General features: G+C 63.8%; 22 protein-coding genes and 1 pseudogene. 10 read left to right on the top strand and 13 right to left on the bottom strand.

Annotation, left to right across the window (positions count from 1 at the left end; genetic code table 11):
* Positions 1 to 4: 4 nt before the first annotated feature.
* Positions 5 to 1,255: pseudogene (locus B0G73_RS13185) on the bottom strand (amidohydrolase family protein).
* A 328-nt stretch (positions 1,256 to 1,583) separates the two neighbouring features.
* Here B0G73_RS13185 and B0G73_RS13190 point away from each other — a divergent pair.
* Both B0G73_RS13190 and B0G73_RS13195 read left to right on the top strand, forming a co-directional pair.
* A complete protein-coding gene (locus tag B0G73_RS13190) occupies positions 1,584 to 1,790 on the top strand; it encodes a hypothetical protein (protein WP_106281325.1) in 207 nt (68 codons plus the stop codon).
* 216 nt (positions 1,791 to 2,006) lie between these two features.
* On the top strand, positions 2,007 to 2,414 hold the full coding sequence (locus B0G73_RS13195; RefSeq protein WP_106281327.1) for a DUF2784 domain-containing protein: 408 nt from the start codon (positions 2,007 to 2,009) through the stop codon (positions 2,412 to 2,414).
* A gap of 34 nt (positions 2,415 to 2,448) precedes the next feature.
* Here the strand turns inward: B0G73_RS13195 and B0G73_RS13200 are convergent, their stop codons facing one another.
* Positions 2,449 to 2,952 carry a DUF3455 domain-containing protein gene (locus tag B0G73_RS13200; protein ID WP_106281329.1) on the bottom strand — a complete coding sequence of 168 codons (504 nt, stop codon included), beginning with the start codon at positions 2,950 to 2,952 and terminating at the stop codon, positions 2,449 to 2,451.
* Positions 2,953 to 3,340: 388 nt separating this feature from the next.
* On the opposite strand from B0G73_RS13200, the gene B0G73_RS13205 reads away from it, so the two are divergent.
* Positions 3,341 to 3,790 (top strand): ester cyclase, encoded by a 450-nt coding sequence (locus B0G73_RS13205; RefSeq protein ID WP_106281331.1) that lies wholly within the window; start codon positions 3,341 to 3,343, stop codon positions 3,788 to 3,790.
* 134 nt (positions 3,791 to 3,924) lie between these two features.
* On the opposite strand, the gene B0G73_RS13210 is transcribed toward B0G73_RS13205, so the two are convergent.
* From B0G73_RS13210 to B0G73_RS13250, 9 genes are all read right to left on the bottom strand, one after another.
* A complete protein-coding gene (locus B0G73_RS13210) occupies positions 3,925 to 4,605 on the bottom strand; it encodes a hypothetical protein (protein ID WP_106281333.1) in 681 nt (226 codons plus the stop codon).
* Positions 4,602 to 6,008 (bottom strand): selenium-binding protein SBP56-related protein, encoded by a 1,407-nt coding sequence (locus tag B0G73_RS13215; protein ID WP_106281335.1) that lies wholly within the window; start codon positions 6,006 to 6,008, stop codon positions 4,602 to 4,604. Before B0G73_RS13215 ends, B0G73_RS13210 begins: the two co-directional genes overlap by 4 nt.
* Positions 6,009 to 6,316: 308 nt before the next feature.
* Complete coding sequence (locus tag B0G73_RS13220) at positions 6,317 to 7,195, bottom strand: ABC transporter permease (protein WP_106281337.1); 879 nt, start codon at positions 7,193 to 7,195, stop codon at positions 6,317 to 6,319.
* Complete coding sequence (locus B0G73_RS13225; protein ID WP_106281339.1) at positions 7,192 to 8,022, bottom strand: ABC transporter ATP-binding protein; 831 nt, start codon at positions 8,020 to 8,022, stop codon at positions 7,192 to 7,194. Before B0G73_RS13225 ends, B0G73_RS13220 begins: the two co-directional genes overlap by 4 nt.
* Before the next feature lie 70 nt (positions 8,023 to 8,092).
* Positions 8,093 to 9,145, bottom strand: coding sequence for an ABC transporter substrate-binding protein (locus B0G73_RS13230; RefSeq protein ID WP_106281341.1), 1,053 nt, complete (start codon positions 9,143 to 9,145; stop codon positions 8,093 to 8,095).
* A gap of 47 nt (positions 9,146 to 9,192) precedes the next feature.
* Positions 9,193 to 10,101 (bottom strand): TauD/TfdA family dioxygenase, encoded by a 909-nt coding sequence (locus tag B0G73_RS13235; RefSeq protein ID WP_106281443.1) that lies wholly within the window; start codon positions 10,099 to 10,101, stop codon positions 9,193 to 9,195.
* Between the two features lie 184 nt (positions 10,102 to 10,285).
* On the bottom strand, positions 10,286 to 10,864 hold the full coding sequence (locus B0G73_RS13240) for a c-type cytochrome (protein ID WP_106281343.1): 579 nt from the start codon (positions 10,862 to 10,864) through the stop codon (positions 10,286 to 10,288).
* A complete protein-coding gene (gene soxC / locus B0G73_RS13245; RefSeq protein WP_106281345.1) occupies positions 10,857 to 12,137 on the bottom strand; it encodes a sulfite dehydrogenase in 1,281 nt (426 codons plus the stop codon). The genes B0G73_RS13240 and soxC overlap by 8 nt, the downstream gene beginning before the upstream one ends.
* Positions 12,137 to 13,630 carry an MFS transporter gene (locus tag B0G73_RS13250; protein WP_106281445.1) on the bottom strand — a complete coding sequence of 498 codons (1,494 nt, stop codon included), beginning with the start codon at positions 13,628 to 13,630 and terminating at the stop codon, positions 12,137 to 12,139. Before B0G73_RS13250 ends, soxC begins: the two co-directional genes overlap by 1 nt.
* A gap of 306 nt (positions 13,631 to 13,936) precedes the next feature.
* On the opposite strand from B0G73_RS13250, the gene B0G73_RS13255 reads away from it, so the two are divergent.
* From B0G73_RS13255 to B0G73_RS13285, 7 genes are all read left to right on the top strand, one after another.
* Positions 13,937 to 15,004, top strand: a complete 1,068-nt coding sequence (locus tag B0G73_RS13255; protein ID WP_106281347.1) for an ABC transporter substrate-binding protein — start codon at positions 13,937 to 13,939, stop codon at positions 15,002 to 15,004.
* Between the two features lie 18 nt (positions 15,005 to 15,022).
* Positions 15,023 to 15,883: an ABC transporter permease gene (locus B0G73_RS13260; RefSeq protein WP_106281349.1), complete on the top strand. Its 861-nt coding sequence runs from the start codon at positions 15,023 to 15,025 to the stop codon at positions 15,881 to 15,883.
* Between the two features lie 45 nt (positions 15,884 to 15,928).
* Positions 15,929 to 16,804, top strand: coding sequence for an ABC transporter permease (locus B0G73_RS13265; protein WP_181196541.1), 876 nt, complete (start codon positions 15,929 to 15,931; stop codon positions 16,802 to 16,804).
* Positions 16,805 to 16,838: 34 nt separating this feature from the next.
* Positions 16,839 to 17,723: an ABC transporter ATP-binding protein gene (locus tag B0G73_RS13270; protein WP_106281351.1), complete on the top strand. Its 885-nt coding sequence runs from the start codon at positions 16,839 to 16,841 to the stop codon at positions 17,721 to 17,723.
* 46 nt (positions 17,724 to 17,769) lie between these two features.
* Entirely contained in the window at positions 17,770 to 19,143 is a 1,374-nt protein-coding gene (locus tag B0G73_RS13275) for an LLM class flavin-dependent oxidoreductase (protein ID WP_106281449.1), read from the top strand.
* Between the two features lie 55 nt (positions 19,144 to 19,198).
* Entirely contained in the window at positions 19,199 to 20,146 is a 948-nt protein-coding gene (locus B0G73_RS13280; protein ID WP_106281353.1) for a TauD/TfdA family dioxygenase, read from the top strand.
* Positions 20,147 to 20,248: 102 nt separating this feature from the next.
* Positions 20,249 to 21,802, top strand: coding sequence for a phospholipase D family protein (locus tag B0G73_RS13285; protein WP_106281355.1), 1,554 nt, complete (start codon positions 20,249 to 20,251; stop codon positions 21,800 to 21,802).
* A gap of 81 nt (positions 21,803 to 21,883) precedes the next feature.
* Here the strand turns inward: B0G73_RS13285 and B0G73_RS13290 are convergent, their stop codons facing one another.
* Both B0G73_RS13290 and B0G73_RS13295 read right to left on the bottom strand, forming a co-directional pair.
* Positions 21,884 to 22,714, bottom strand: a complete 831-nt coding sequence (locus tag B0G73_RS13290; RefSeq protein WP_106281357.1) for a polysaccharide deacetylase family protein — start codon at positions 22,712 to 22,714, stop codon at positions 21,884 to 21,886.
* Entirely contained in the window at positions 22,711 to 23,826 is a 1,116-nt protein-coding gene (locus B0G73_RS13295) for a glycosyltransferase family 4 protein (RefSeq protein WP_106281359.1), read from the bottom strand. Before B0G73_RS13295 ends, B0G73_RS13290 begins: the two co-directional genes overlap by 4 nt.
* Between the last annotated feature and the right edge of the window lie 19 nt (positions 23,827 to 23,845).

The following is a 23,845-nucleotide window of genomic DNA, read 5'->3' on the forward strand; positions in this document are numbered from 1 at the left end:
ACGGTCAGGCGCTTTCGAGTTCGTTGACGAAGATCCGGCCGTCCTTCATGACGAGCGGAATATGCTCGCCCTGACCTAACAGGCAATCGACGGACTTCAAAGGATTGCCGTCGACCACCAGCAGATCGGCATGCGCGCCCGGCATGATTCTGCCGAGCTTGTCCTGCATGCCGAGCACTTCCGCGCCGACGAGCGTCGCGCTCGCGATCACTTCGGCCGGCGACATGACGTCGGCCAGAATCCTGAACTCATCGCTTTGGAGCCGCTGCGCCTCGCCGAGCAGGTCCGTGCCGAAGCCCAGCTTCACGCCGGCGCGCTTCATGATTTCGATCGAGTGCAGACCCGCGCCATGCACGTCCGCGACCTTCGCGATGCTGGCCGGAGGCAGTCCGTATTTCTCGCCTTCGCTGGCGAGCGCGTCGTAAGTGACGAGAGTGGGCACGACATACGCGCCGTGCTCCGCGACAAGGCGTGCGGTCTCCTCGTCGATCAGATTGCCGTGTTCGATCGTGCGCACGCCACACCGCACGGCGCGGGCGATCGCCGCGGGCGTATAGGCGTGCGCCAGCACATACGTGCCGCGCCCCTGTGCTTCGGCGACGATGGCGCGGATCTCGTCTTCCGAGTAACCAAATGCGCCGACGGGATCGGTGGGTTAAGCCACCCCGCCCGACGCCATGATCTTGATCTGGTCCGCGCCCATCTGCAGTTCCTCGCGCACGGCGCGGCGCACTTCATCGACGCCGTCCGCCACGCGGCCGAGCGCGCCGACCCGCACGCAGCATCCGCAGGGGGCACCGGGCGGCATGTAGTCGGAGCGGGCGCGCGGATCGGCGTGACCGCCCGTCTGGCTCAACGCGCGGCCGGAGACGAAAAGGCGCGGACCTTCGATGAGCCCCGACTCGACCGCCTGCTTGAATGGATAGCCCGCCCCGCCCGCGTCGCGTACGGTGGTGAAACCGCGGCGCAGCATCGCGCGCATGATCGGCACGGCGCGCAGCGTGACGAGCACATTGGGCAGCGTCGCCACGCGCGGCAAGTTGAATTCGATCGCAACGACATGCACGTGCAGATCGATCAGACCCGGCATGACCGTTTTGCCTTTGACGTCGATCACATGCGCGCTGCTGCTTTTGATCGGCTTGTCGGACACTTCGCGCACGAAGCCATCCTCGATGAGAACTTCGAAGCCTTCCAGCAGATCAGGACGGGTGGGATCGAGAAGCGCGCCGTTACGTAGGACGAAGGTGGTCAACTGATGTCTCCTTCAGGTTTCGATCGCGGCGCCCGGCATACGGGCCTCGCTTCGAGTGGAGAGGCTGGTGTATGGAAGCGCTGCCAGGCTATTCGTCAGGACAGATCTCGCACGCATTAAGTATGCGCTGACGAACCCATGACGCAAAGCGGATCGAAAAAAGCCTTTCCCACATGTTGATCTTTCGCTGGCCTGAGCATTAAGATGGGCACCTCGGCGCGTGACACGATGACATCGCGCAGCCGACACCCCGAATTGATCCTGCTCGCAACACGAGGTCAACGGATCAGGTTCCCAGCCAGGCAGCAAGCTCAGCCAGGAGACAACGATGCTCAGTCCACACGAATTCGCGACCCTTATGTTGCTCAAGGATGCACCGGATCTGCTGAGTCTGGACGGTGCCGATCTGGAAGCGCTTCTGGAGCGCCAACTCGTCACGCTGGAAGACCTCGCTTCCGGGCAACAACGCCCGCTCATTACCGCTGACGGACAGATATTTCTGAAGGCCGCCGCTCGTATCCCGAACGACGAATGACACGTATCGCTTGATCAGTTTCACAGTCAAGGAGTGTTGCATGGCCGAATCAGCGGCGGGAATCGTCGTGGGTCTATGCGGGTTGGGCGTCGCCATGCTACTGGTCGCCGGACATTATTGGCGCGAGATGAGCAGGCGGCGGCAGCTCAGGCGGATGGACCATCGCGACTGCTGGGAAGTGATGCGCCACCGGCGCTGAAGACGCGCTAGCCGATCATGATCGGGCTGGCCGATGCGGTGCTTGTCGTGCACGCGCTGCTGGCGTTGTTCATCGTGTGCGGGTTCGTTGCGATCTGGCTGGGCTCGGCCCTTGGCTGGAAGTGGGTACGCCAGCGGCTTTTCCGGCTCGTTCATCTGTCAGCGATCGTTATCGTCGCCACGCTGTCGCTGCTGGGTATCGCTTGCCCGTTGACGACGCTCGAGGACTGGCTGCGTACGGGTTCGCTGGATGGGCAAGGAATCGCGCAAGGCTTCATCCAGCGTTGGGTGAGTCGCCTGCTCTACTACGATTTGCCGGGCTGGGTGTTCACGCTTCTATACGTCGCTTTCGGTCTGGTGGTGTTGCTGACCTGGCGGCTGATTCCTCCTGCGAACTCAGCCCGCTCGAAAACAACGCGCCAATGATCCGCCTCGCGCACACGATATCCGTCGCCGCTTGCTACTTGAAAAAAGTATAAGTGGCGATGTAAGGCGAACTGCCCGTCGCATGTTCGACGGTGCATGGCGCGGTCGGCGCAACGCCGCCTGCGGTCATCGTGCGTTGCACGTAACGCACGTCGCTCAACATGCCTTTCGCGCCCGTGGAACGTGCTTCCAGCAACAGCTGGGGCACGCTGTTCGGCGCTTCGCTCGGCATCTGCGCGAGAACACGGCCCACGATCCGGCTGCCGTCGCGGGCTTCCCACGAGGGTCCCGCCGAATGCTCGATCACCGCGTTCCCGGCCGTGTCGAACAAGGTTGCGCGCGGACTGCGGAACACCCAGCCGAGCGCGTGATTCGCATCGTATTCGCACGAGTAAATCTGCACGCCGGATGCGGTCGTGCTCAGGAGCGCGCGCCCATCGGGTGGGTCGATCGGCGCGGCGCCGGCCGACGTGGCGACCACGGCCGACAGCCATATAACGCTGATCGAATGGCGGGTTCTGCGTGACAAACGAATCATGGCGATGCTCCTTCTGACTCGAAACGGTGAAAGCCTGTGACTGGCTCGCCTCTCTTCAAACACTCGGCGTGACGTCGACGGGAACCGCCGGCGGTTCAGGCGGCGCAGGTTTCGGCTGAGCTCGAAACGCGCGTTGACGAACCTGTCGTTGTGCAGGCGACCGGTTCATCCGGGCAGCCGATACAACGCTTCACCATGGCGATCTATTCCACGCCGCTTTGAAATCTGTTCGCGCGGCCATCGGCGAAACGCGCGCTCGGCAACCGAGTTCGACGCGAGTATTGCAGCAAGAAACGGAAGGCGGCCGACTGCCCGCGCCCATATTGTTCATCACAGAGGGCAGCGATGGCGTTTCCCTCGTTCAACCACATTCAATGAGGAATTCACCATGTCCAGGGAAGATGACAACAAGGCCGTAGTGGGCCGCTGGTTTACCGACTTCTGGGGCAAGACCTGCAACCTCGACATCGTCGACGAACTCGCCGCGCCCGACATGCTTCTTCAATACTCACTGCACGAACCGCGCCGTGGCCGCGAGGACATCAAGGCTTTCATGAGCGGTTTTCGCGAAGCATTCCCGGACCTCAACTTCTGGGGCGCCGCCGATCTCATCGCCGAGGGGGACTATGTCGTCGGCCGTTGGGAAGGTGGCGGCACACATACGGGTCCGGCGTTCCGCGACTTCCTCATCGGATCGTTGCCTGCAGCGACTGGCCGGACCATGCGCTTTACCGGCACGACCGTGTTACGGCTCAAGGACGGCATGATCGTCGAAGAAATCGGACTCGACGACGGCGTCACCGCCCTGCGGCAACTCGGGCTCATCAAACCGGCGTGATCGACGACGCGGTGCTTCTGGTATCGCTCAACGTCGCCATATGCACCTGACGATACAACGGGCCGGTACACGCCGGCCCGTTGTGTTGGAAGTTAGACAAAGGGTCTGCCAGCAGAAACCCACACACGGGCCGCTCACACCTCGCCGACTACCGCTGCGTTGAGCGCCAGCGAGAGCGCGCCAACCAGAACAAGACTTAACGCCCACACCGCATCCAGATTGAACCAGCTCCGCGACACGAACTTCAGCCCGAGGTAACGATAAACCAGCCAGGCCAGAAAGCCACCGGCAACCATCATCGCGCAGGCATGTACACCTGAGACGAGCAGCGCCATGCCGAGATTCGCTTCGATCAGCGTTTGCGCGGCTCGGTGCCCTCGATCCATTTGATAAGCGCTACACAGCCCGAGGTAGATCGGTACGAGCATCAGTCCGGCGCCGTGCGCAATGGCAACGGCGAACGACCACAGCGTGAGCCGTGACGGCGGGATTCGCACGAGGACACGCGGATGGCGCCGCCGGATCAGCAGAAACACGCCGAAGCCGATCACGAGCAGACTGGCGCCGACCTGTATCGCGCGCTGCCAGGCGAGCAGGACGGTCAGCATGGCGAACGGCAGCATCACCAGTAACACGGCCAGCACGTGCCCGACCGCGAGATAGACGAGCGCGCCGAACAACGCCCGTGCGCGCCGCTCCATCAGACCGCTCGACACGGCGAGCGGCCACCCCATTGCCGGATTGATCCCGTGATAGAGACCGCTCGCCAGAATGGCCAGCCACAAGCCGGTCTGCGACCAGCCTCCCCCAATCAAACGCCCACCGACGGGTAACAGAACGAATCGGTCGAACAGTCTCCACCTTCGAGCCGGATCTGATGAGCGCGATAGCCCTCCGGAAAGGTCACCCAATAGTCGTCGGCCAACGCGAGGCCGCCGCCGGGTTCGGCTCGCGCCATGACCTGCGCCGCCGGCACGCCGTCCGGGTAGAACTGGTTGTCCCATGTCGAATAGAGCGAGTTGGTCCAGTAGACGCGCTTGCCGTCGCGGCTGATCTCCACCATCTGCGGACCGCCCGCGAAGCTCTTGCCGTTCGTATGAGGCGTGCGCCGTGCGATCCCGCCGATATGAACCGATCCCGTGAGCTTTGGCTTGCGGGGTTCCGTCACGTCGTACTGGCGCATCTCGCCTGTGCCCCAGCAGGCGACGTAGAGGAATTTGTCGTCGATGGAAAGGTCGATGTCCGTGACGAGCGGCGGCACCGCGCCGAAACCCTGCAGCAACGGCGGCAACTGTTCGGTGGCGGCGGGCTCGGGCGGAATGGTGGCGGTCTTCTCGATGTGAAACTCGCCACCTTCGCGCCACCAGGTCCAGATCGAGCCTTCCAGGTTCGTCGTATCGACCACCACGCCGATAAAACCGTACTCGCGGCTCGGATCGTGCGCGGGCCGCACTTCGAGCGCCATCTGATGGTTCGCGCCGAGATCGAGCGTCTGCACGTTGCGCCGGCCCCGCAGATCCCAGAAGTGGATCCGGTGCCCGTATTGGTTCGACAGCAGATCTTCGGGGACGATGCCGTTCTCGAACTGCGGCGGCAATGCCCATTCGCTCGACACCATATAGTCGCGCGGCAGGTTCCACCAGAAATCGTAGTGCTTCTCCTGCGAGCCGCGATCGATCTCCCAGCGGCCCAGCACCTCGAACGTTTCGCAATCCATGATAAAGATACCCGGCGGCCCGTCGGTGCCATCTTCCCCCGCGCCGCCCAGCGTGCTGACGTAAATCCCTTCCGGCCCGCAGTGAACGGTATGCGGACGCGAGTAGCCGGTTTTGCGGAAAATCTCCTCGGGCTCGATGATCTTGTGAATCTTCGCCTGGGTCGGATGCGGATGGGTATCGACGATGTAGATGCGTGAGGAACGCATACCCGGAATGATCAGATAGCGCCGTTCGAGGAACGCGTGGCCGGTCAGTGGCGAAAGCGACGACGAGCACGCATTCCAGCCGAAATGATGGAACTCGTCCCCCTTGTACGGCACCGGCACGGTGTGAACCACCTGGCTGTAGGTGGGCGAGCCGGGCTTCACGTCGATCACGGCGAGCGCGTCGGGCTGCGAGAAGTCGGGGCTGAGAAGCACCGTGTACGCGTATTCTTCCGCGGGCGCATCCATGGCGAGTTTCGGTGACGCATGAAAGGTGGGATCTGGGCGCATACCCATGGCGAGCTCTCCTTGTCTAACCGGTTCGGGGTCAGGGCGTTCGTGTATTCACCGTCACCGACGGGCCGCACGCCTCGTTACGAAACATCGTGCTCATTGAGATGCACGGCTCGTTGGCGGCGGACCGTGCGCAGCTTCAGATTTGTAGTCCACGGCGGCAGCGGGAGCAACCGGGAGTTTTCGTCAACTTGCTTTGTGCGGCGCAGCGTGCGAGCAACGCAAGCGCCCTGCCGCACTATCGTACTCGTCAACGCGATGCGCCGCCGCCCGTCCGGTACGGCGTGCGCGTATGGCGCGCTGAAGAGGCCTCAGTGCTGCACGCCCCAGCGCCGCACGGTTACGCGTTCGAGCGTATCGAACACCAGGTGTTCGATCAGCAAGCCGATCACGATCACCGCGGCGAGGCCCGCGAAAACGCGGTCCGTATACAGCTCGTTGCGATTCTGGAAGATGTACCAGCCGAGGCCGCCGCTGCCTGAACTCGCGCCGAAGACGAGTTCGGCGGCAATCAGGGTGCGCCAGGCAAACGCCCAACCCACCCGCAAGCCCGCCAGAATCGCCGGCAACGCCGCCGGCACCAGAATCAGCAGCACATGGCGCATGCCGGTGAGCCCGTAGTTGCGACCCGTCATGCGCAGCGTCGCCGGCACCGACTGAAAACCAGAATAGGTGTTCAGTGCGAGCGGCCAGAGTACCGAATGAACCAGCACGAACAGCAGGCTGCCGGTGCCGAGGCCGAACCACAGCAACGCGAGCGGCAACAGCGCGATGGACGGCAACGGGTTGAACATCGCCGTCAGCATCGACAGGACATCGCGGCCCAGACGCGTCGACACCGCGAGCGACGTCAGCAAGAAGGCGAGCGCCGCGCCGAGCAGATAGCCGCGCAGCAGCACGGACATCGATACGGCGGTTTTTTGCAGCAATTCGCCGGACCACACGCCTTGTACGAACGCACTGAACGTCGCGCCGAACGTGGGCAGCAGCAGATCGTTGTCGATCGCGCGCGCGGCGATTTCCCAGATGCCGATCAACACCAGCGCGATCAGCGTCTTGCGCAACCAGCTCTGCGCGAAAATGCGCTTGCCGAGCGGCAGCGGCGTTTCGAGCACGAGTTCGCCGAGCGGTTCAAGGGGACGCTCGTACTCGTCGCGAACCGGCGGCAGCAAAATGGCGGGAGAACTCATTGCCCGGCCTCCGTCTCTTCGAACAACAGGTGATGAATGCGCGCGACGCTGCGCTGAAAATCGCTGCGTCCGAAACTGTCCTGCGAATATTGATGGCTGTTGAGTTCCGCGCGCACACGCCCCGGATGCGGCGACAGCAACAGGATGCGATTGCCCACCACCAGCGCTTCCTCGATCGAATGCGTGACGAACAGCAGGGTGAATTTCACTTCCGCCCACAGACGCAGCAGTTCTTCCTGCATCTTGCGGCGAGTCAACGCGTCGAGCGCGGCGAAGGGTTCGTCCATCAGCAGCACGCGCGGTTGCATCGCCAGCGCACGGGCAATCGCGACGCGCTGCTTCATGCCGCCCGACAACGTATGCGGATAAGCATTGGCAAACGACGCCAACCCGACCTTCTCCAGATAGTGCAGCGCCCGCTCGTTGGCCTCGGCGCGCGAGAGCTTCTTCGCGACACGCAGCGGAAAGGCCACGTTCTGCAGCACGGTCTTCCACGGCGGCAACTGGTCGAACTCCTGAAACACGACAATGCGATCGGCGCCGGGACCGCGCACAATCTGGCCGTCGAGCGAGATGCTGCCGGACGTCGGTTCGATAAAGCCGGCCACCGCCTTGAGCAAGGTCGACTTGCCGCACCCGGACGGTCCCAGCAGCACGAAACGGTCGCCGCCGTAGACGTCGAAACTCACGTCGTGGGTCGCGCGCACAATCCGCTCACGCGTGCGGTATTCGAGGTTGATGTTTTCGACCGCGAGCAGTTTTTCGCTGGTCGCCGGCGCGGCTGCTTCAGCCTGCTGCGGAAACAGCACGGTAGGATTGGCCACCATCAGATCGCTCCCTGTAAGCCGACCACTCGGGCCGTTAAATGTCCGGCGATGCTCGCGTATGCCTTCATGATCAGCTTCCGGTGGCGGTCGCCGGGTCGTCGAAGAAATAATCCTTCCAGGACTTCGGTTCGTTCCTGATCACGCCGACGCGATGCATGAACTGCGCGAGCCCGAACGTGTTCTGCGGCGCGACCTTGAATTGCACCTGCGGATCCTTGATGACCTTCAGCAGCAGATTGCGGTCGATCTTCGACTGATTCGTGCGGATGTAGATATCGGCCGCGGCATCGGGATTCGCCGTGATAAAGCGCGCTGCGTCGGCCAGTGCGTCGACGAATGCGCGATACGTTTTCGGATTGTTGTCGCGGAATTTTTCCGTTGCGTACAGGACGGTCGCCGAACTCGGGCCGCCCAGCACATCGTAGGAATTCAGCACGATGTGCGCCTTCGGATTGCCCGCGAGTTCCTGCTCCTGGAACGGCGGATTGCCGAAGTGGCCGGTGATTTCCGTGCCGCCCGCGATGATCGCCGCGGCCGCGTCCGGATGCGGCAAAGCCTGCGTGAACTTGTCGAGGCGGTTGTAATCCTTGTCGCCCCAACGTTTCGCCGCCGCGTATTGCAGCACGCGCGATTGCACCGACACGTTGACGGCCGGCACCGCAATGCGGTCTTTCTCGGTGAAGTCGGCAATCGTCTTGACATCGGGATTGTTGCTGATCAGGTAGTACGGCAGATTGCCGAGCGACGCCACACCCTTCACGTTCTGCTTGCCATGCGTGCGATCCCAGATGGTCAGCAAGGGACCGACGCCCGCGCCGGCGATATCCACTGCGCCGGAAAGCAGCGCGTCGTTCACGGCGGCGCCGCCCGAGAGCTTCACCCAGTCGACCTTGATATCGAGTCCCTGCTTGCGCCCTTCCTTCTCGACGAACTGCTGATCGCGCGCCACGTTCAGCAGCAGATAGACGATGCCGAACTGTTCGGCCACGCGGATCTGCCCTTCGGCATGCGCGGGCACGGCTGCGCCGAGGCCGGCCACCGCCGTCGACAAAGTCAGCAACGTCGCGGTTAAACGGTGAGCGAAAGACGACCGCGCAGCGGTCGGGCGAAACATGGCGAGCATCGGAACTCCGGTCAGCGTGTGATGGTAATAAGCGGGCTACGTTGCCGTTAAAACGGCACGTCGCCTTCAATCGTCGTGCGATACAGTTTGCGGCGCAGATGATCCGGCGTGCCGGCCGCGAGATGCATCAACGAGCGGTTGTCCCAGAACACCATGTCGCGTTCAGCCCATTGATGCCGGTACAAATGTTCCGGCCGCACGCTATGCGCGAAGAGCTCATCGAGTAATTGCTTGCTCTCGTCTTCGGGCAAACCGATCACGCGGGTCGTGAAATGCTCGCTGACAAAAAGCGCCTTGCGCCCGGTCTCCGGATGCGTGCGCACGATCGGATGCACCACCGGCCTGACCTGCGCGATCTGCTCGGCGGAGAGATTCGGGCGCCACGGGCTGCGTTTTTGCAGTTCGGCGTACTTCGCGAGATACGTGTGTTCCGCCGAACGTCCTTCCACGGCGGCACGCAAATGCGCGGGCAGCGTGTCGTACGCCAGATGCATGTTGGCGAACAGCGTGTCGCCGCCTTCCGACGGCAATTCCTGCGCGTGCAGCAGCGAGCCGAGGCTCGGCTTCTCCTTGTACGACAGGTCGGAATGCCAGTAGTGACCGGCATCGCCGAGACCGATCGGCTGGCCGTTTTCGACGATGTTGGAGACGATCAGCACTTCCGGATAGCCCTTTAACTGGAACTGATGCAGCACATGAATCTGCAACGGACCGAAGCGGCGGCTGAAGGCGATCTGCTGATCCGGCGTGATGCGTTGATCGCGAAACACCAGCACGTGATGATCCAGATGCGCGCGGTGAATGCGGCGGAAATCGTCGTCGCTCAGTGGCTGGCTGAGATCGAGGCCGAGCACTTCAGCGCCGACGGGGCCGCCGAACGCGCGAATTTCGATGGGCTGGGTCTGATGAGCGTGGCCAGTCGCGCTGGCGGCGGTGGGTGCAGAGACAGTCGTCACAGGAAACTCTTGGTCGAATCTGTTCGGAAACGCCGGCAAGGGCGCAGTCAGACGAATTTACCGGCACGCACGCGCCTCGACAACGAAGCAAATCCGATACCGATATCTGCTGCAGTGATAAACCCGATGCTTTAACGCGCTGCGGGCAGCCGGCCGGCTCCAGATGGGTTCCCGCGAGGCCCCGTCAAAGCCTCCCAGGACGCGGATCGGCGACGAAACCGTCGCGATTGGGCATGACCACGCGCGGCAGCGACGCCGCGTCGAGCCGCGTATTCGCCGGCACGATGCCGTTCTGGTTGAGCAGAAACGCGCTGAGCGCGTACACCTCGTCGGCGGAAAGCGATTCGGGCGCGGTGTAGGGCATGGCGCGACGGATATAGTCGAACAGCGTGGTCGCATACGGCCAGTAGCTGCCAACGGTGCGCTTCGGCTTTGCGCTCGTCAACGTGCCCTGCCCGCCTATCAGCTGATCGCCGAGGCCGCCCTGGCCCTGCGCGCCGTGGCACGCCGCGCATTTCGCGGCGAAGATGCGCGCGCCGGTGGCGACGTCGCCGCTGCCCGCCGGCAGACCGCGGCCGTTCGGCGCGATGTCGATGTTCCATGCCGCAAGGTCTTGCGCCGTGAGCGGCGTGCCGATGTCGTGGTTCGCCGGGGCGTCGCGCGCTGACGGCGCCACCGATGAGCACGACGTCAGCGCCATCAGCGACAGCAACGCGGCCAACGCCACGCGGGCGGGCTTGCACCTCAAACGTGCCTCACGCATTACGCACCTCGCCGCTTGCCTCGACGCGCCATTGCTGAATCGCGTTGTAGTGATATTGCGAGTTGAGACCGCGCGCGGCGACGAGCTCGGCGCGTGTCGGCTGCACGTAGCCGGTCGAATCGGTGGCGCGCGAAAGAATTGCGGCCGCGCCGCCGTCCCAACGCCAGTCCGCCTCGAAGCGCGTCAACGCGCGATCATGAAGCGCGCCGACCAGGCGCGCGGCGCGCCACGTCGCGCCGCCATCGGTCGAGACTTCGACCTTGCGGACCGTGCCGCGTCCTGACCACGCGAGGCCGGTGATCGGGTAATAGCCGTGCGTGGTCAGACGGTGCCCCGGCGACGGCCGCGTGATCACCGACTTCGCGTCCATCTCGAACGCGAACTGTCGCGCGGTGCCGTTCGCGAGCAGGCTGGTGTACTTCGAGGTTTCCTCGCGCGTCTGCAACGGCGCGTCGACCACCTTCAGCCGGCGCAGCCACTTGACGTTGGTATTGCCCTCGAAGCCGGGCACGATCAGCCGTAACGGATAGCCGTTCTCCGGGCGCAAGCGTTCGCCGTTTTGCGCGTAGACCACGAGTGCGCGCTCGAGTATCCGTTCGAGCGGCAAACTGCGCGTCATGGCAGCGGCGTCAGCGCCCTCCGCCAGCAACCAGCCGCCCGCTGTTCCGCTTTCGGAGACCGCTACGCCGCCCACTTCTTCGAGTAAGGTGGAAAGACGCACGCCGGTCCATTCGCAGCACGACAGCAGTCCATGCGTGAGTTGCACCGGCATGCCGCTCGGCCCGTTCCATTCATTGCCGGTATTGCCGGAACATTCGAGAAAATGAATGCGCGATTCGGAGGGCAGGCGCAGCAGATCGTCCATCGTAAAGAGTTTCGGCGTCCGTACCAGTCCGTGAATTGCCAGCCGGTGCTGATCGGGGTCGATGTCGGGCACGCCGCCGTGGTGACGTTCGTAGACGAGACCATTGGGCGTGAGCGTGCCGTGCAATTCGGCGAGCGGCGTCATCGACGAAGCCGCGCCGGGCAGCGGCCACGCGCGTGCGCTGCGGCGTACGACATCCGCTTCATGCGTCGACGGCACACCGTACGGATGTTCCAATATGGGTGCGCCGGGCACGCGGCTCGATGGCGCGACCTCCAGCGGCTTGAGCAATTCGCTCGCTGCCGCGGCGTGGGAGGCGACGAGGCTGCCGAGCGCCAGCCGGCCCAGCACACGGCGGCGAGCGCGCGACGGCGGCGGCGAATCCGGTTGGGCGATACGCGACGACATTAACGTGTTCCCGCCAATGCAGACTCGACGTCGTAATCCTCGCTGTCGATGTCATAGCCCGACGGCTCCCACCGGATCACCAGCAACGTGAGCAGCGAACTCAGCGGCGCGATTGCGATGAGCCAGAACACCTTCGTGCCGAGCGCGGCGGCGAGCACCGGAAAGAGAAACAGCGAGACCGTCGATGCGGAACGCACCAGCGTCTGATTGAAACCCACACCGATGCCGCGCAACGACGTGGGATAGCTCAGCGACGCATAGGTCATCGAATGGGAGCCGGGTCCGAAACCTTGCCCGAACAGATAGCCGCCGAGCAGCAGGATCGCCACTACGACAAGCGCGCCGCTGCCGGGTTTGCCGATCAGCGCGAGGCCGATCAGCGAGGCGAACTGCAGCGCGTGTCCGAGCACCGTCATCTTCCATGCGCCGACCGTCGGCGCGGTGCGCACACCGATCAGCCCGCCGACGAACGCGAATGCCAGGTTCAACGCCAGCGCGGCGATGATCGTGGTGAGCGGTCCTTGATGAAAGAAGCTGGTGATGATCACCGGCAAGCCGAAGATGATCGCGTTATAGCCGAACGAAGAAGCGCTGCCGATCACCGCGGCGAGAATCGTGCGGCGGCGATACGTTGCGTTGAATAGCACGCCGTAGTTGCGCCATGAAGCGGCGCGCGGCGCTTTGACCGGCGCGTCGTTTTTCTCGACCACGACATCCACGCCATACGTGCGTTTCAGGATGCGCGCGGCTTCGTCGAGATTGCCCTGATTCGCGGCCCATACCGGCGATTCGCTGATATAGCGGCTGCGCACCAGAATGATCGCGATGGCGGGCACGGCACCGAACGCGAGCGTCAGACGCCACAGCCAGCCAAGCTGATGCTCCGGCAGAATCGCGTAGAGCCCGAGAATCAGCAGATAGCAGGTACTCGTGGCGGCGTACCAGGCGGGGCACCACGCAGCGACGCTGGCCGCCTTGTTGCCCTTGCCCGCTACGCGCGAGAACTCGGCGAGAAACGCCATCGCCACCGGCAGATCGAGACCGACGCCGAAACCCATCAGAAAGCGCGCGCCGCCGAGCACCCACGCATTCGGCGCGAGACCGGCCGCGATTGCCGCGACCACGAAGAACAGCATGTCAGCCATAAAGACACGATAGCGGCCGATGCGATCGGTCAGGTAGCCGCCGAACAGCGCGCCAAGAATCGCCCCAAACGTAATGGCCGATGAAACGAAGCCCACCTGTACCGGCGACAGCGCAAACTGGCGCGCGATGTCCTTGATGCCGTACGCAAGCGAGGTGAGATCGTAAGCATCCAGAAAGACGCCGCCGAGCGCGATCGCAATCACGATGCGCGCATTGCTGCCCTTCGCTGCGCCGGCATTGACGATGCGTGAAACGTCTTGCGCGCTGCGAATGACGGCGGGCCGCGCCGCGCTCTCAGCGGGCGTTTGGGTGTCGATGGTGGTCGACGGAAAGGCAACAGTGGACATGATCCGGACTTCGCATGAATGGCTGAAGCGATGCATGGTAGCCATTCGCTACACGCCGGCAAAACGACGAATTCAACTATGCAAATCGGGATTTCCGCGCTTGCCTGGTGGTGTGGCATCCATTGGCGCTATCGGCAGCACGGTTCGCACTTCTGCAGATTTTCTTATCTGCAATGATTGGTTGGAATCGAGCGCACGCGAATCTAACGTGTAGTTCCGACGGTCGACGACCCGGCGGCCGGCGCGCCGGTTATCCGCCAACCCGGGCTTTCACACCCGTTCCCACTCACCGATTGGTATCTGCGCATGCGCTATTTCCGTCTGCTGAAGTCTTTCGTCGCCGTGGCGACCCTCTCGCTTGCCGCGGTTCACGCCTATGCCGACAAGCCGACGGTGATCCGCATCGGCGTCGCGCAGCAAGGCACGGGAGATCCGCCCACTTTCGGCGGCTCGCCGGCGGCGACCGTGCAATTGCAGCAGTCGCTCGAAAAGGAATTCGCCGCCGACGGCATCAAGGTCGAGTGGCTGTTCTTCAAGGGCGCCGGGCCGGCGGTCAACGAGGCAATCGCCGACAAGTCGCTCGACTTCGCCTTCCAGGGCGATCTGCCCGCGGTGCTCGCCCGCGCCAACGGCCTGAAAACACACTTGCTACTCGCCTCGGGCGTGCGCACCGGCATCAAGGTGGCTGTACCGACCGATTCCGATGTGCATTCGATCAAGGACCTGAAAGGCCGGCGCGTGTCGATCTTTCGCGGCACCAATCTGCAACTCGTCGCCGACAACGCGCTCGCCGCCAATCAGTTGAACGAACGCGATCTGCGCGTGATCAATCTGGATACAGCGAGTTCGCTCGCGGCGCTGGCCTCCAAAGGCATCGACGCGTCGGTCAACGATTACCACGTGTACAAGCTGCGTGATCAAGGCCTCGCGAAAGTGGTCTACGAATCGCAGAACGACGGTCCGCAGTTCACGCGGCAGGCGCATCTGCTGGTGGTCGACGACTTCGATCATGCGCATCCGGATATCGTGCAGCGCGTCGTCAACGTGTTCGTGCAAGGCGCCCAATGGTCCTCCGATGAAGCCAACCGCGATGCGCTCTTCAAGCTGTGGGCCAAAAGCGGCGTGCCCTATTCGTCGTGGCAGGCCGAGTTCGCCAATCAGAAGCTGAAGGACCGCAACTCGCCGTTGATCGATCCGTTCATCGTGGGGCGCTACAAAGCGGTTGCGACGGATGCGCTGAACCTCAAACTGATCCGCCAGCCGGTTGAGGTCGATGGCTGGTTCGAAACGAAATATCTCGACAACGCGCTGCGCACGCAGAAGCTCGACCACTACTGGACGCGTTACGACGCCGCCGGCAAACCGCTCAGCTAAGCCACCGGAGCGACCACGATGAGCGAAACCGCAATCCACGTCGAACGCGAACGGCTCGCGCCGCCCAGTACGCCGCAAACGTCGCACGTTCCGCTGTTTCGCGAGCCGCGCCTGCGCGCGCTTGCGTGGCGGCTCGCGCCGTGGGTCTTGCCCGCGCTGCTGTTCGCACTATGGGCCGTGGGTTGCGAGCGCGGCTGGATCGCGCCGCAGATTCTGCCGCCGCCTGAGCGCGTGTTCGAGACGCTGGTCGAACTGGCGAGGAGCGGCGACCTCGCGCGCAATACGCTGGTCAGCCTGCAACGCGTGCTGCTCGGTTTCGGCGCGGGCACGCTGCTCGGCTTTGCGCTCGGGGCGGCGCTGGGGTTGTCGCGCACGCTCGAAGCTTATGTGCTGCCGAGCTTCAATGCGCTGGTGCAGATTCCGGTGCTTGGGTGGCTGCCGTTTTTGCTGTTGCTCGTGGGCGTGGGCGAGCCGCTCAAATACATTCTGATCGCGCACGCGGCGCTCGTGCCCGTCACGTTGAGCACGCTGCAAGGATTCCGCCAGACACCCGCCGCGTTGAATGAAGTTGCGCGCGTGTTCGAGTACAGCGGCTGGCAACGGATCGTCTATCTCGTCCTGCCCGCGGCGGTGCCGACGCTCGCCACGGGCGTGCGGCTCGCGTTCACCAAGGCCTGGCTCGCGCTGGTGGTCGTCGAACTGGTGGCATCGTCCGAAGGACTCGGCTATCTGATCGTCTATGGGCGGCAACTCTTTCAACTCGATCTGGTGATGGCGTCGGTGGTCGTGGTCGGCGCAATCGGTTATGCGGTGAATCGTGCGCTCGATGCGCTGGAAGCGCGCCTGCGCCGCGGACAGCCATCGGCATTTCGCGAGTGATCGCATGAACGACACCCACATGGCGCCACACGCGAGGCCACTACGATGAAGCTATTCAAGCGTTCCAATCAGCCCGAAGAACAGTCCGCCGGCGCATCCTGCGATTGCAGCGCACCCGCTTCGTTCCGGCGCGCGGCCCAACCGCGCCGTCCGCTGCTGACAAGCGTCGACTGGCGCGGCGCCGTCTTGCCCGTCGTCGCGATCGCAATCTGGTGGGCGGTTTCGGCAGCGCACGTCAGCAAAAGCGGATTGCTCGTCAGCCCGGCGCAGGTTCTCGCCACCGCGTGGCAGCAGATCGAAAGCGGCGCGCTTTTGAAAGCGCTCTCGGCCTCGCTCGCGCGCGAGGCGAGCGGCTTTGTGATCGGCACGCTGGGCGGCCTGCTGCTCGGCAGCGTGCTCGGCTTTTCACGGCTCGCGACACGCATGATCGGACCGAGCTTCGACACTTTCAAACAGATCTCGCTATTCGCGTGGATTCCGTTGATTTCCGTGTGGTTCGGTCTGGGCGACGTCGCGAAAGTCGTGTTCCTCTCGCTCGCCGCGCTGCTGCCCGTCACCGCGCACACTTGCGACGGCATTCACGCGGTGCCGCGCGCCTATATCGAAGTCGCTCGCGCCTTTCGTTACTCGCGATGGCAGCTCATTCGCGCCGTGATTCTGCCGGCCGCACTGCCGTCGATTTTCACCGGCATCTATCTCGCCTTGATCTATTCGTGGCTCGCCACGCTCGGCGCTGAATATCTGCTGGTGGCCGGCAGCGGCATCGGCAATACGCTGATCGACGGCAGCGAGCAGTTCCGCATGGATCTGGTGCTGTTCGGCGTGATCGTGATCGGCGCGACGGGCTGGGCGTTGAACGCGCTGGCGCGCGCCGTGGAGCGGGCGATCTTTGCGCGCCGGTTCAACTCGGCGACGCGCTGAACCTGTAGATCAACATTCACTCTCCGGACCGCTCATGACTTCTTCCACGCTCTCCGACAGCATCGACATTCTTCACGTCAGCAAACACTACGCGCAGCAAGGCGGCACGCCGCTCGCGGTGCTCGACGACATCAGCCTGCGCGTGCGCGCCGGCGAGTTCGTCAGCGTGCTCGGTTCGAGCGGTTGCGGTAAATCCACGCTGCTGCGATTGATCGCGGGGCTCGACACCGACTATAGCGGCGACATCGTCGTCGCGGGAGACAAGGTGCGCGATACGTCGCTCGAACGCGGCATCGTGTTCCAGGATCACCGGCTGTTTCCGTGGCTCACGGCGTCGCAAAACATTCTCGCCGCGCTGCGTAACGCGCCGCTTTCCGCGCGCGAGAAACGCGAAGCCGTGGCCGAGCATATCGACCTGGTCGGGCTCAAGGGCTTTGAAAATTCATACCCGCATCAATTGTCCGGCGGCATGGCGCAGCGCGTGGCGATTGCGCGCGGTCTCGTGAATCGCCCGCGCGTGCTGCTGCTGGACGAACCGTTCGGCGCGCTCGACGCGCTCACGCGCGGCCGTTTGCAGAACGAGTTGCAGCGCATCTGGGAACACGAACGCATCACGATGATCCTCGTCACGCACGATGTGGACGAAGCGCTTTACCTCGGCGACCGCGTCGTCACGATGGCGCCGCGGCCGGGCCGCATCAAGCGGATCGTCGATGTCGCGTTGCCGCGCCCACGCGAGCGCAACGATCCCCGCTTCATCCGTTTGCGCGACGAAGTGCTGGCCGATTTCGCCGAGCACGACGGCGCGCGACGTGAACCACGCAATGAGCGCGCTGGCCACGATGACGATGAGCCGCACGACGGCACGCGCATTCCGGTAGCGAGTCCGCCGATCACGGAATGGCGGCTCGCATGGTGACGCACGCGCGCTCCCTCACACACAACGAATCTTCATGGAGCAGACGATGAGCGGTGAAACACAGCCGAAGCGGCAGATCAGACTGGGCGCCTTCCTGATGGAGACAGGCCATCACATCGCCGCATGGCGGCATCCCGACGCGCATGCGAGTGGCGGCCTCGACTTCGCGCACTACGCGGAACTCGCGCAGATAGCCGAGCGCGCCAAATTCGACGCGATTTTTTTCGCCGACAGCGTGAGCGTGCGCGACACCAATCTGCCTTCGTTGTCCCGCACCGCGCGCGCCGATCATTTCGAGCCGTTGACATTGCTGTCGGCGCTCTCGGTCGTGACCAAACACGTCGGCCTGATCGCGACGGTCTCCACCACGTTCAACGAACCCTATAACCTCGCGCGCAAATTCGCCTCGCTCGATCATCTGAGCGGCGGCCGTTCGGGCTGGAATCTCGTCACGTCGAGCACGGAATCCGAGGCGCTCAATTTCAGTTTCGAGCGCCATCCCGATCACGCGGTTCGTTACGAACGCGCGCGCGAGTTCTACGACGTGGTGGCCGGCCTGTGGGACAGCTGGGAAGACGATGCGTTTCTGCGCGACAAGGAGAGCGGCGTCTACTTCGACCCGGACAAACTGCACGTGCTCGGCCATGCGGGCAAGCACTTCAAGGTGCGCGGGCCGCTGAACGTCGCGCGTTCGCCGCAGGGCTGGCCGGTCGTCGTGCAGGCCGGCGCGTCCGAGGCGGGGCGCGAGCTCGCCGCGCAAACCGCCGAGGTGATCTTCGTCGCGCATCAAACGCTCGAGGAAGCGCAGTCGTTTTATCGCGACGTCAAAGGGCGTCTCGCGAAGTATGGGCGCGCGCCGGATCATCTGAAGATCATGCCGGGCATTTTCCCGATTGTCGGCCGCACGCAGGAGGAGGCCGAGGAGAAATTCGCCGCGCTGCAGGACCTGATTCATCCGACCGTGGGTCTCTCGCTGCTGTCGAATATGTCGGGCGGTGTCGATCTCTCGCAGTATCCCGTTGACGGCCCGCTGCCCGAATTGCCGGAAACGAACGGCGGCAAGAGCCGTCAGCGGCTGCTATTCGACCTCGCGCGGCGCGAGAACCTGACGATTCGCGATCTGTATCTGCGCATCGCCGGCGCGCGTGGGCATCAGCAGGTGGTCGGCACGCCAAAGAGCATTGCGGATCAGTTGCAGCAATGGTTCGAAGAAGAAAGTGCCGATGGTTTCAACATCATGTCGCCATGGTTGCCAGGCGGCTTGACGGAATTCGCCGAACTGGTGGTGCCGGAGTTGCAGCGGCGCGGACTGTTCCGCACGGAATACGAGGGCAGCACGCTGCGCGAAAACCTAGGGTTGCCGCGCCCTGTGAATCGTTATGTGTCAGCGAAGCAGCAAGTAGCCGCCATAGCGAGCTGATCGAGCGACGGCATATCTTTTCTTCACAAAGACATCAGGACATCAGGAGCCTTTCATGAATGCAGCCGCAGTGCAGGACATCGAGTCGATTCAGGTCACGCCGCTTTCCGCGCATATCGGCGCGGAAATTCATGGTGTCGATCTCACGCAGAAACTGGACGCGCGCCAGGTCGCGGAGATTCGCGCGGCGCTACTGAAGTGGCGCGTCGTTTTCTTTCGTGAGCAGTTCTTCACGCATGAGCAGCACGTCGCGTTCTCGGCGCAGTTCGGCGAACCGACCTTGGGGCATCCGGTGTTCGGTCACGTGGACGGTCATCCGGAGGTCTACTCGATTTCGAAGTACCGCAAAGCGACGCGTTTCGAGGGGCAAACGCTGCAACGACCCTGGACCGGCTGGCACACGGACGTGACGGCCGCGCTCAATCCGCCGTGGGCGTCGATCCTGCGCGGCGTGACGATTCCGCCTTACGGCGGCGACACGCAGTGGACCAACCTGGTGGCTGCCTATCAAAAGCTTTCCGCACCGCTGCGTGCGTTCGTCGACGGTCTGCGTGGGCTGCACCGTTTCACGCCGCCGGCCGGCGCGAGTGGCACGGAGGCGTTCAACCAGGCGGTCGAGCAGCGCACGCTCGTCACCGAACATCCGCTCGTCAGGGTTCACCCGGAAACGGGCGAGCGGGCGCTCTATGTGAGCCCGAGTTTTCTGAAGTCGATCGTCGGCGTGAGCCCGCGCGAAAGCCAGGTGTTGCTCGAACTGCTGTGGGAACATGTGACGCGGCCGGAGTTCACCGTGCGCTTCAAATGGGAGGCCGGCAGCGTCGCGTTCTGGGACAACCGGGCGACGGCACATCTCGCGCCCACGGATATTTTCGACCTCGAGTTCGACCGGCAACTGTATCGCACGACGCTCGTCGGCGACGTGCCGGTTGGCCCGGACGGCGCGCAATCGGTGGCGATCGAAGGCTCACCGGTCAGTGCCGCCGCAGCGGTCGCGCTGAACTGAGACCGTGCTTGTGTCGAGGCGGCCGCACGGTCCGTGCGCCGCGCTCGACGTGCCCCACGCTTGCGGCTATCTTACGGATACGCACGATCGAAGGGCACAACCATGGCGACGTTCCGCGGTCTCGTTGCAGTCTTGCTGATCACGCTGGTGTCCGCCTGCGCGAGCTTGCCGCCGCAAACAGGCCGTACCACGACGCACGCACTGACCGACACGGACAGCACGCGTCTCGCCACCGCCTTCATCCCGCAGGAGCGCGAGCATCCCGACGACAGCGCGTTCCATCTGCTGCCCAACGGCGTCGACGCCCTGCTCGCCCGCGTCGTGCTGGCTGAGACAGCCGAGCGCACGCTCGACCTGCAGTACTACATCTGGCACGACGATCTGACCGGCCGCCACCTCGCCAACGCGGTGCTCAAGGCCGCCGATCGCGGGGTCAGGGTTCGCGTTCTGCTGGACGATCTGGGCACGGGCGCCGACGACAAAGTGCTGCTCGCCATCAGCTCACACCCCAACATCGAAGTACGGCTCTTCAATCCGATCGCCAGCCGGAGCTTCAAGAAGCTGGGTACCGTGCTCGAATTCAGCCGGGTCAATCGGCGCATGCACAACAAAGCGCTGATCGCGGACAACCAGGCCGCGATTCTCGGCGGCCGCAATATCGGCGATGAATACTTCGGCGCGTCCAGCGAGGTCGACTTCGGCGACCTCGACGTGCTGACCTTCGGGCCCGTGGTCCATAAGGTCTCGAATGCCTTCGACGAATTCTGGAACTCGGATGCCGCATACCCGATCGCCAGCCTGACCGGACATGCGGCCGAGCCGGACGCGCTGCCGGCCTATCGCGCGAAGCTCACGGCGTTCGTCGCCGCCGAGCACGATTCGGCCTACGTCACGCAGGTGAGAGCACGCCTGCGCGACACGCTGCAAGCGCGCGACACCGACTTCTCCTGGGGCAAGGCGACGCTTCTCTACGACGATCCCGCCAAGATCACCCGTTCGCCGGACGACCCGCAGGGACATCTGCTATCGCAATTCAATGCGTTGAGTATCGAGCCGGCGAAGGAAGTGCTGATCATCTCGCCGTACTTCGTGCCCGGCAAAAAGGGCGTGGCATGGATGCGCGCGCAGACGCGGCGCGGCGTGCGCGTCACGGTGCTGACGAACTCGCTCGCCGCCACCGACGTCGCCGCGGTTCACGCCGGATATCAGCGCTATCGCAAGGACCTGCTCGACGCGGGTGTGCATCTGTATGAATTGAAGCCTGCGCCGGACAAGGACGCCGGCGAGAAGAAGAAATCGATTCTGGGTTCGTCGAAAGCCTCGCTGCATGCGAAGACCTATGTGTTCGACAGGACCAGCATCTTCATCGGCTCGATGAATCTCGACCCTCGGTCGATCACGCTCAATACGGAAATCGGCGTGTACTGCGAAAGCGCCCCACTCGCCGCGCAAGTCACGGACGGCGTCGAGCCGAAGCTGGATCAGCTCGCATGGCGGCTTGAAACCCGCACGAATGCGAACGGCACGAGCCGGATCGTCTGGATCGACACCGCGCCGGACGGCAAGGTCAGCGAACTCGACGAGCCCGGTGTGTCGCGCATGAAGCGCGTCGGCATCTGGTTTCTGGGTTTGTTGCCGATCGAGTCGCAACTGTGATGAAGCGGCCCGGCATGGGGCGTCATAGCAACAGCGGGCCCAGGGAAAGAATCCTGCGGCGCAGAGCACGACTCCGGCGCGTTACCGTTTGATCTTCAGATACGCGCGGCTGATCGCGGGCCGCGTATGCACCCACAACCGCGAAGCCAGCCACGAGGCCGGCCTGTCACGCACTTCGAGGCGAGTGATCGAGCGCGCCGCGCCATCGTCGCGTCCCGCATAGTTCGAACCCGTCTCGCACGTGTAAAAGTGCCGGAAGCCGGCCGCAGCCGCGATGCGCCGATAGTCCTCGTCGTGGTATCCCTGCGGCCAGCACAGATGATCCGACACGGCGCCCAGTTTTTGCTCGAGCGTGGCACGTGCGCTGGCGAGATCGCGTGTCAGTCCGGCGCACTTTTCCTCTGCATTGGCGGACACCCGATCCCACCGCACGTGGCTATGCGTATGACTGTGAAATTCGAACGTGCCGGCTTCGCGCATCGCATCGATCTCCGACCAGCGGAGAATCGCGTGATCGGGTTCACCGTTTTCGATCGCCACCTCGCCCTCACGATGATTGAGCAACGCCGGCAGCGTGCCGCCCGATCGCGCGTGCGCACGCACCGGCCCTTCGCCGATCCAGCTCGTCACCAGAAAGCACAACGCGGTCAATCCGTGAGCCTCGAGAATCGGATGCGCGTGCACCCAGTTGTCGAGATAGCCGTCGTCGAAGGTCAGCACGACGGCCTTCTTCGGCAAGGGCTCGCCCGCCAGATAAGCCGACAGCTGCGCGCTGCCGATGGTCGTATAGCCCGCGCCGGCCAGATACGCCATTTGCGCGGCAAAGTGTTCCGGCGAGACGGTGATCATGCCCGGCGAGGTGCTGATGTGGTGATACATCAGCACGGGCACCGCGCGCGCGAACTTCGTCATGCCGCCGCCCGCCCTTCACCGTAGTAAGTGCGCCCGGCATAGATGCCGCGCATGTAGCAGTCGACGGTCTCGTTCGCCATGGCGTCCACCGTGAAGCGGCTGTCGGTCTTCAGACGCGCGGCGAGCCCCAGGCGCGCGCGCAGCGGCGCATCGTCGATCAGACGCGCGAGCGCGCCGCGCAGCGAATCGACGTCATGCGCCGGCACGAGCAGGCCATTCACGCCGTCGTCGATCAACTCGGGCACGCCGTCCACGCGCGTGCCGATCACCGGCAAACCCACCGCCATCGCTTCGATAAACGATTGGCCGAGCGCTTCCTGATGCGTCGGTAAAACGAACAGATCGCAGCCGCGCAGCACGTTGGTCACGTCGGTGCGAAAGCCGAGCAAGTGAATGCGATGCGCGAGGCCCATGCCGTCGACAATCGCCTTGATTTTCTCGAACCACACGCCGTCCCCCGCCATCACGACATGCAGATTGGGGCGCTCGGCCAGCATCGGCGCGACGGCTGCGATCAGATCCTCGTGGCCCTTCTTCTCGCGCATGATCGCCACCATGCCGGCGACCACCGCATCGGCGTCCAGTCCGAGTTCGTCCCGCAACGTGGAGCGGCTTGCCGTTTCCGGCTTCAGGATGCCGTCGTAGATCGTCTCCACGCGGTCTTCCTGCACGCCCGCGGAGATCAGATAGTTACGCACGTGATGACTGACCGCGACCACGCGATGGGGAATCCAGTTGTACGTGGCAAGCGACGTGATCGGCAACGCAAGATGCCGCGTGCGCACGATGAACGGCGTCCCCGCGAGCCGCCCGGCCATACCGGCAACGAGGCTGTCATGGCCGCTGTGCGTATTCAGCACATCAAAGCGGCGACGCGCGAGCAGCGCGCGTATCGTGAGCATGGAGCGCAGATCGGCGCCGGCCCGCATACGCGCGTGATGCACGGCGAAGCCATCGGCCCGCGCGCGCATGCCAAGACGCGCGTCTTCCGGACACACCAACTCGACGTGATGACCCAACGCCCGCAACGCGATCATCTCCTTGAGCGTGCGAACTTCCTGCCCTCCCCACCCCCGCGACGACTCGCTGTGGAGAACACTTAATGCTTTCATGCGCTGCTGACCTTCCGGA

The sequence above is a fragment of the Paraburkholderia sp. BL25I1N1 genome, from assembly GCF_003002025.1.
Taxonomy (GTDB): domain Bacteria; phylum Pseudomonadota; class Gammaproteobacteria; order Burkholderiales; family Burkholderiaceae; genus Paraburkholderia.

Bases quoted from the DNA above. Each gene is read 5' to 3' on its own strand.
- B0G73_RS13275 (WP_106281449.1), top strand. From the start codon at position 17,770: ATGAGCGGTGAAACACAGCCGAAGCGGCAGATCAGACTGGGCGCCTTC.
- B0G73_RS13230 (WP_106281341.1), bottom strand. From the start codon at position 9,145: ATGCTCGCCATGTTTCGCCCGACCGCTGCGCGGTCGTCTTTCGCTCAC.
- B0G73_RS13225 (WP_106281339.1), bottom strand. From the start codon at position 8,022: ATGGTGGCCAATCCTACCGTGCTGTTTCCGCAGCAGGCTGAAGCAGCC.
- B0G73_RS13265 (WP_181196541.1), top strand. From the start codon at position 15,929: ATGAAGCTATTCAAGCGTTCCAATCAGCCCGAAGAACAGTCCGCCGGC.
- B0G73_RS13200 (WP_106281329.1), bottom strand. From the start codon at position 2,952: ATGATTCGTTTGTCACGCAGAACCCGCCATTCGATCAGCGTTATATGG.
- B0G73_RS13255 (WP_106281347.1), top strand. From the start codon at position 13,937: ATGCGCTATTTCCGTCTGCTGAAGTCTTTCGTCGCCGTGGCGACCCTC.
- B0G73_RS13205 (WP_106281331.1), top strand. From the start codon at position 3,341: ATGTCCAGGGAAGATGACAACAAGGCCGTAGTGGGCCGCTGGTTTACC.
- B0G73_RS13260 (WP_106281349.1), top strand. From the start codon at position 15,023: ATGAGCGAAACCGCAATCCACGTCGAACGCGAACGGCTCGCGCCGCCC.
- soxC (WP_106281345.1), bottom strand. From the start codon at position 12,137: ATGTCGTCGCGTATCGCCCAACCGGATTCGCCGCCGCCGTCGCGCGCT.
- B0G73_RS13285 (WP_106281355.1), top strand. From the start codon at position 20,249: ATGGCGACGTTCCGCGGTCTCGTTGCAGTCTTGCTGATCACGCTGGTG.
- B0G73_RS13190 (WP_106281325.1), top strand. From the start codon at position 1,584: ATGCTCAGTCCACACGAATTCGCGACCCTTATGTTGCTCAAGGATGCA.
- B0G73_RS13240 (WP_106281343.1), bottom strand. From the start codon at position 10,864: ATGCGTGAGGCACGTTTGAGGTGCAAGCCCGCCCGCGTGGCGTTGGCC.
- B0G73_RS13295 (WP_106281359.1), bottom strand. From the start codon at position 23,826: ATGAAAGCATTAAGTGTTCTCCACAGCGAGTCGTCGCGGGGGTGGGGA.
- B0G73_RS13290 (WP_106281357.1), bottom strand. From the start codon at position 22,714: ATGACGAAGTTCGCGCGCGCGGTGCCCGTGCTGATGTATCACCACATC.
- B0G73_RS13250 (WP_106281445.1), bottom strand. From the start codon at position 13,630: ATGTCCACTGTTGCCTTTCCGTCGACCACCATCGACACCCAAACGCCC.
- B0G73_RS13195 (WP_106281327.1), top strand. From the start codon at position 2,007: ATGATCGGGCTGGCCGATGCGGTGCTTGTCGTGCACGCGCTGCTGGCG.
- B0G73_RS13215 (WP_106281335.1), bottom strand. From the start codon at position 6,008: ATGGGTATGCGCCCAGATCCCACCTTTCATGCGTCACCGAAACTCGCC.
- B0G73_RS13220 (WP_106281337.1), bottom strand. From the start codon at position 7,195: ATGAGTTCTCCCGCCATTTTGCTGCCGCCGGTTCGCGACGAGTACGAG.
- B0G73_RS13280 (WP_106281353.1), top strand. From the start codon at position 19,199: ATGAATGCAGCCGCAGTGCAGGACATCGAGTCGATTCAGGTCACGCCG.
- B0G73_RS13270 (WP_106281351.1), top strand. From the start codon at position 16,839: ATGACTTCTTCCACGCTCTCCGACAGCATCGACATTCTTCACGTCAGC.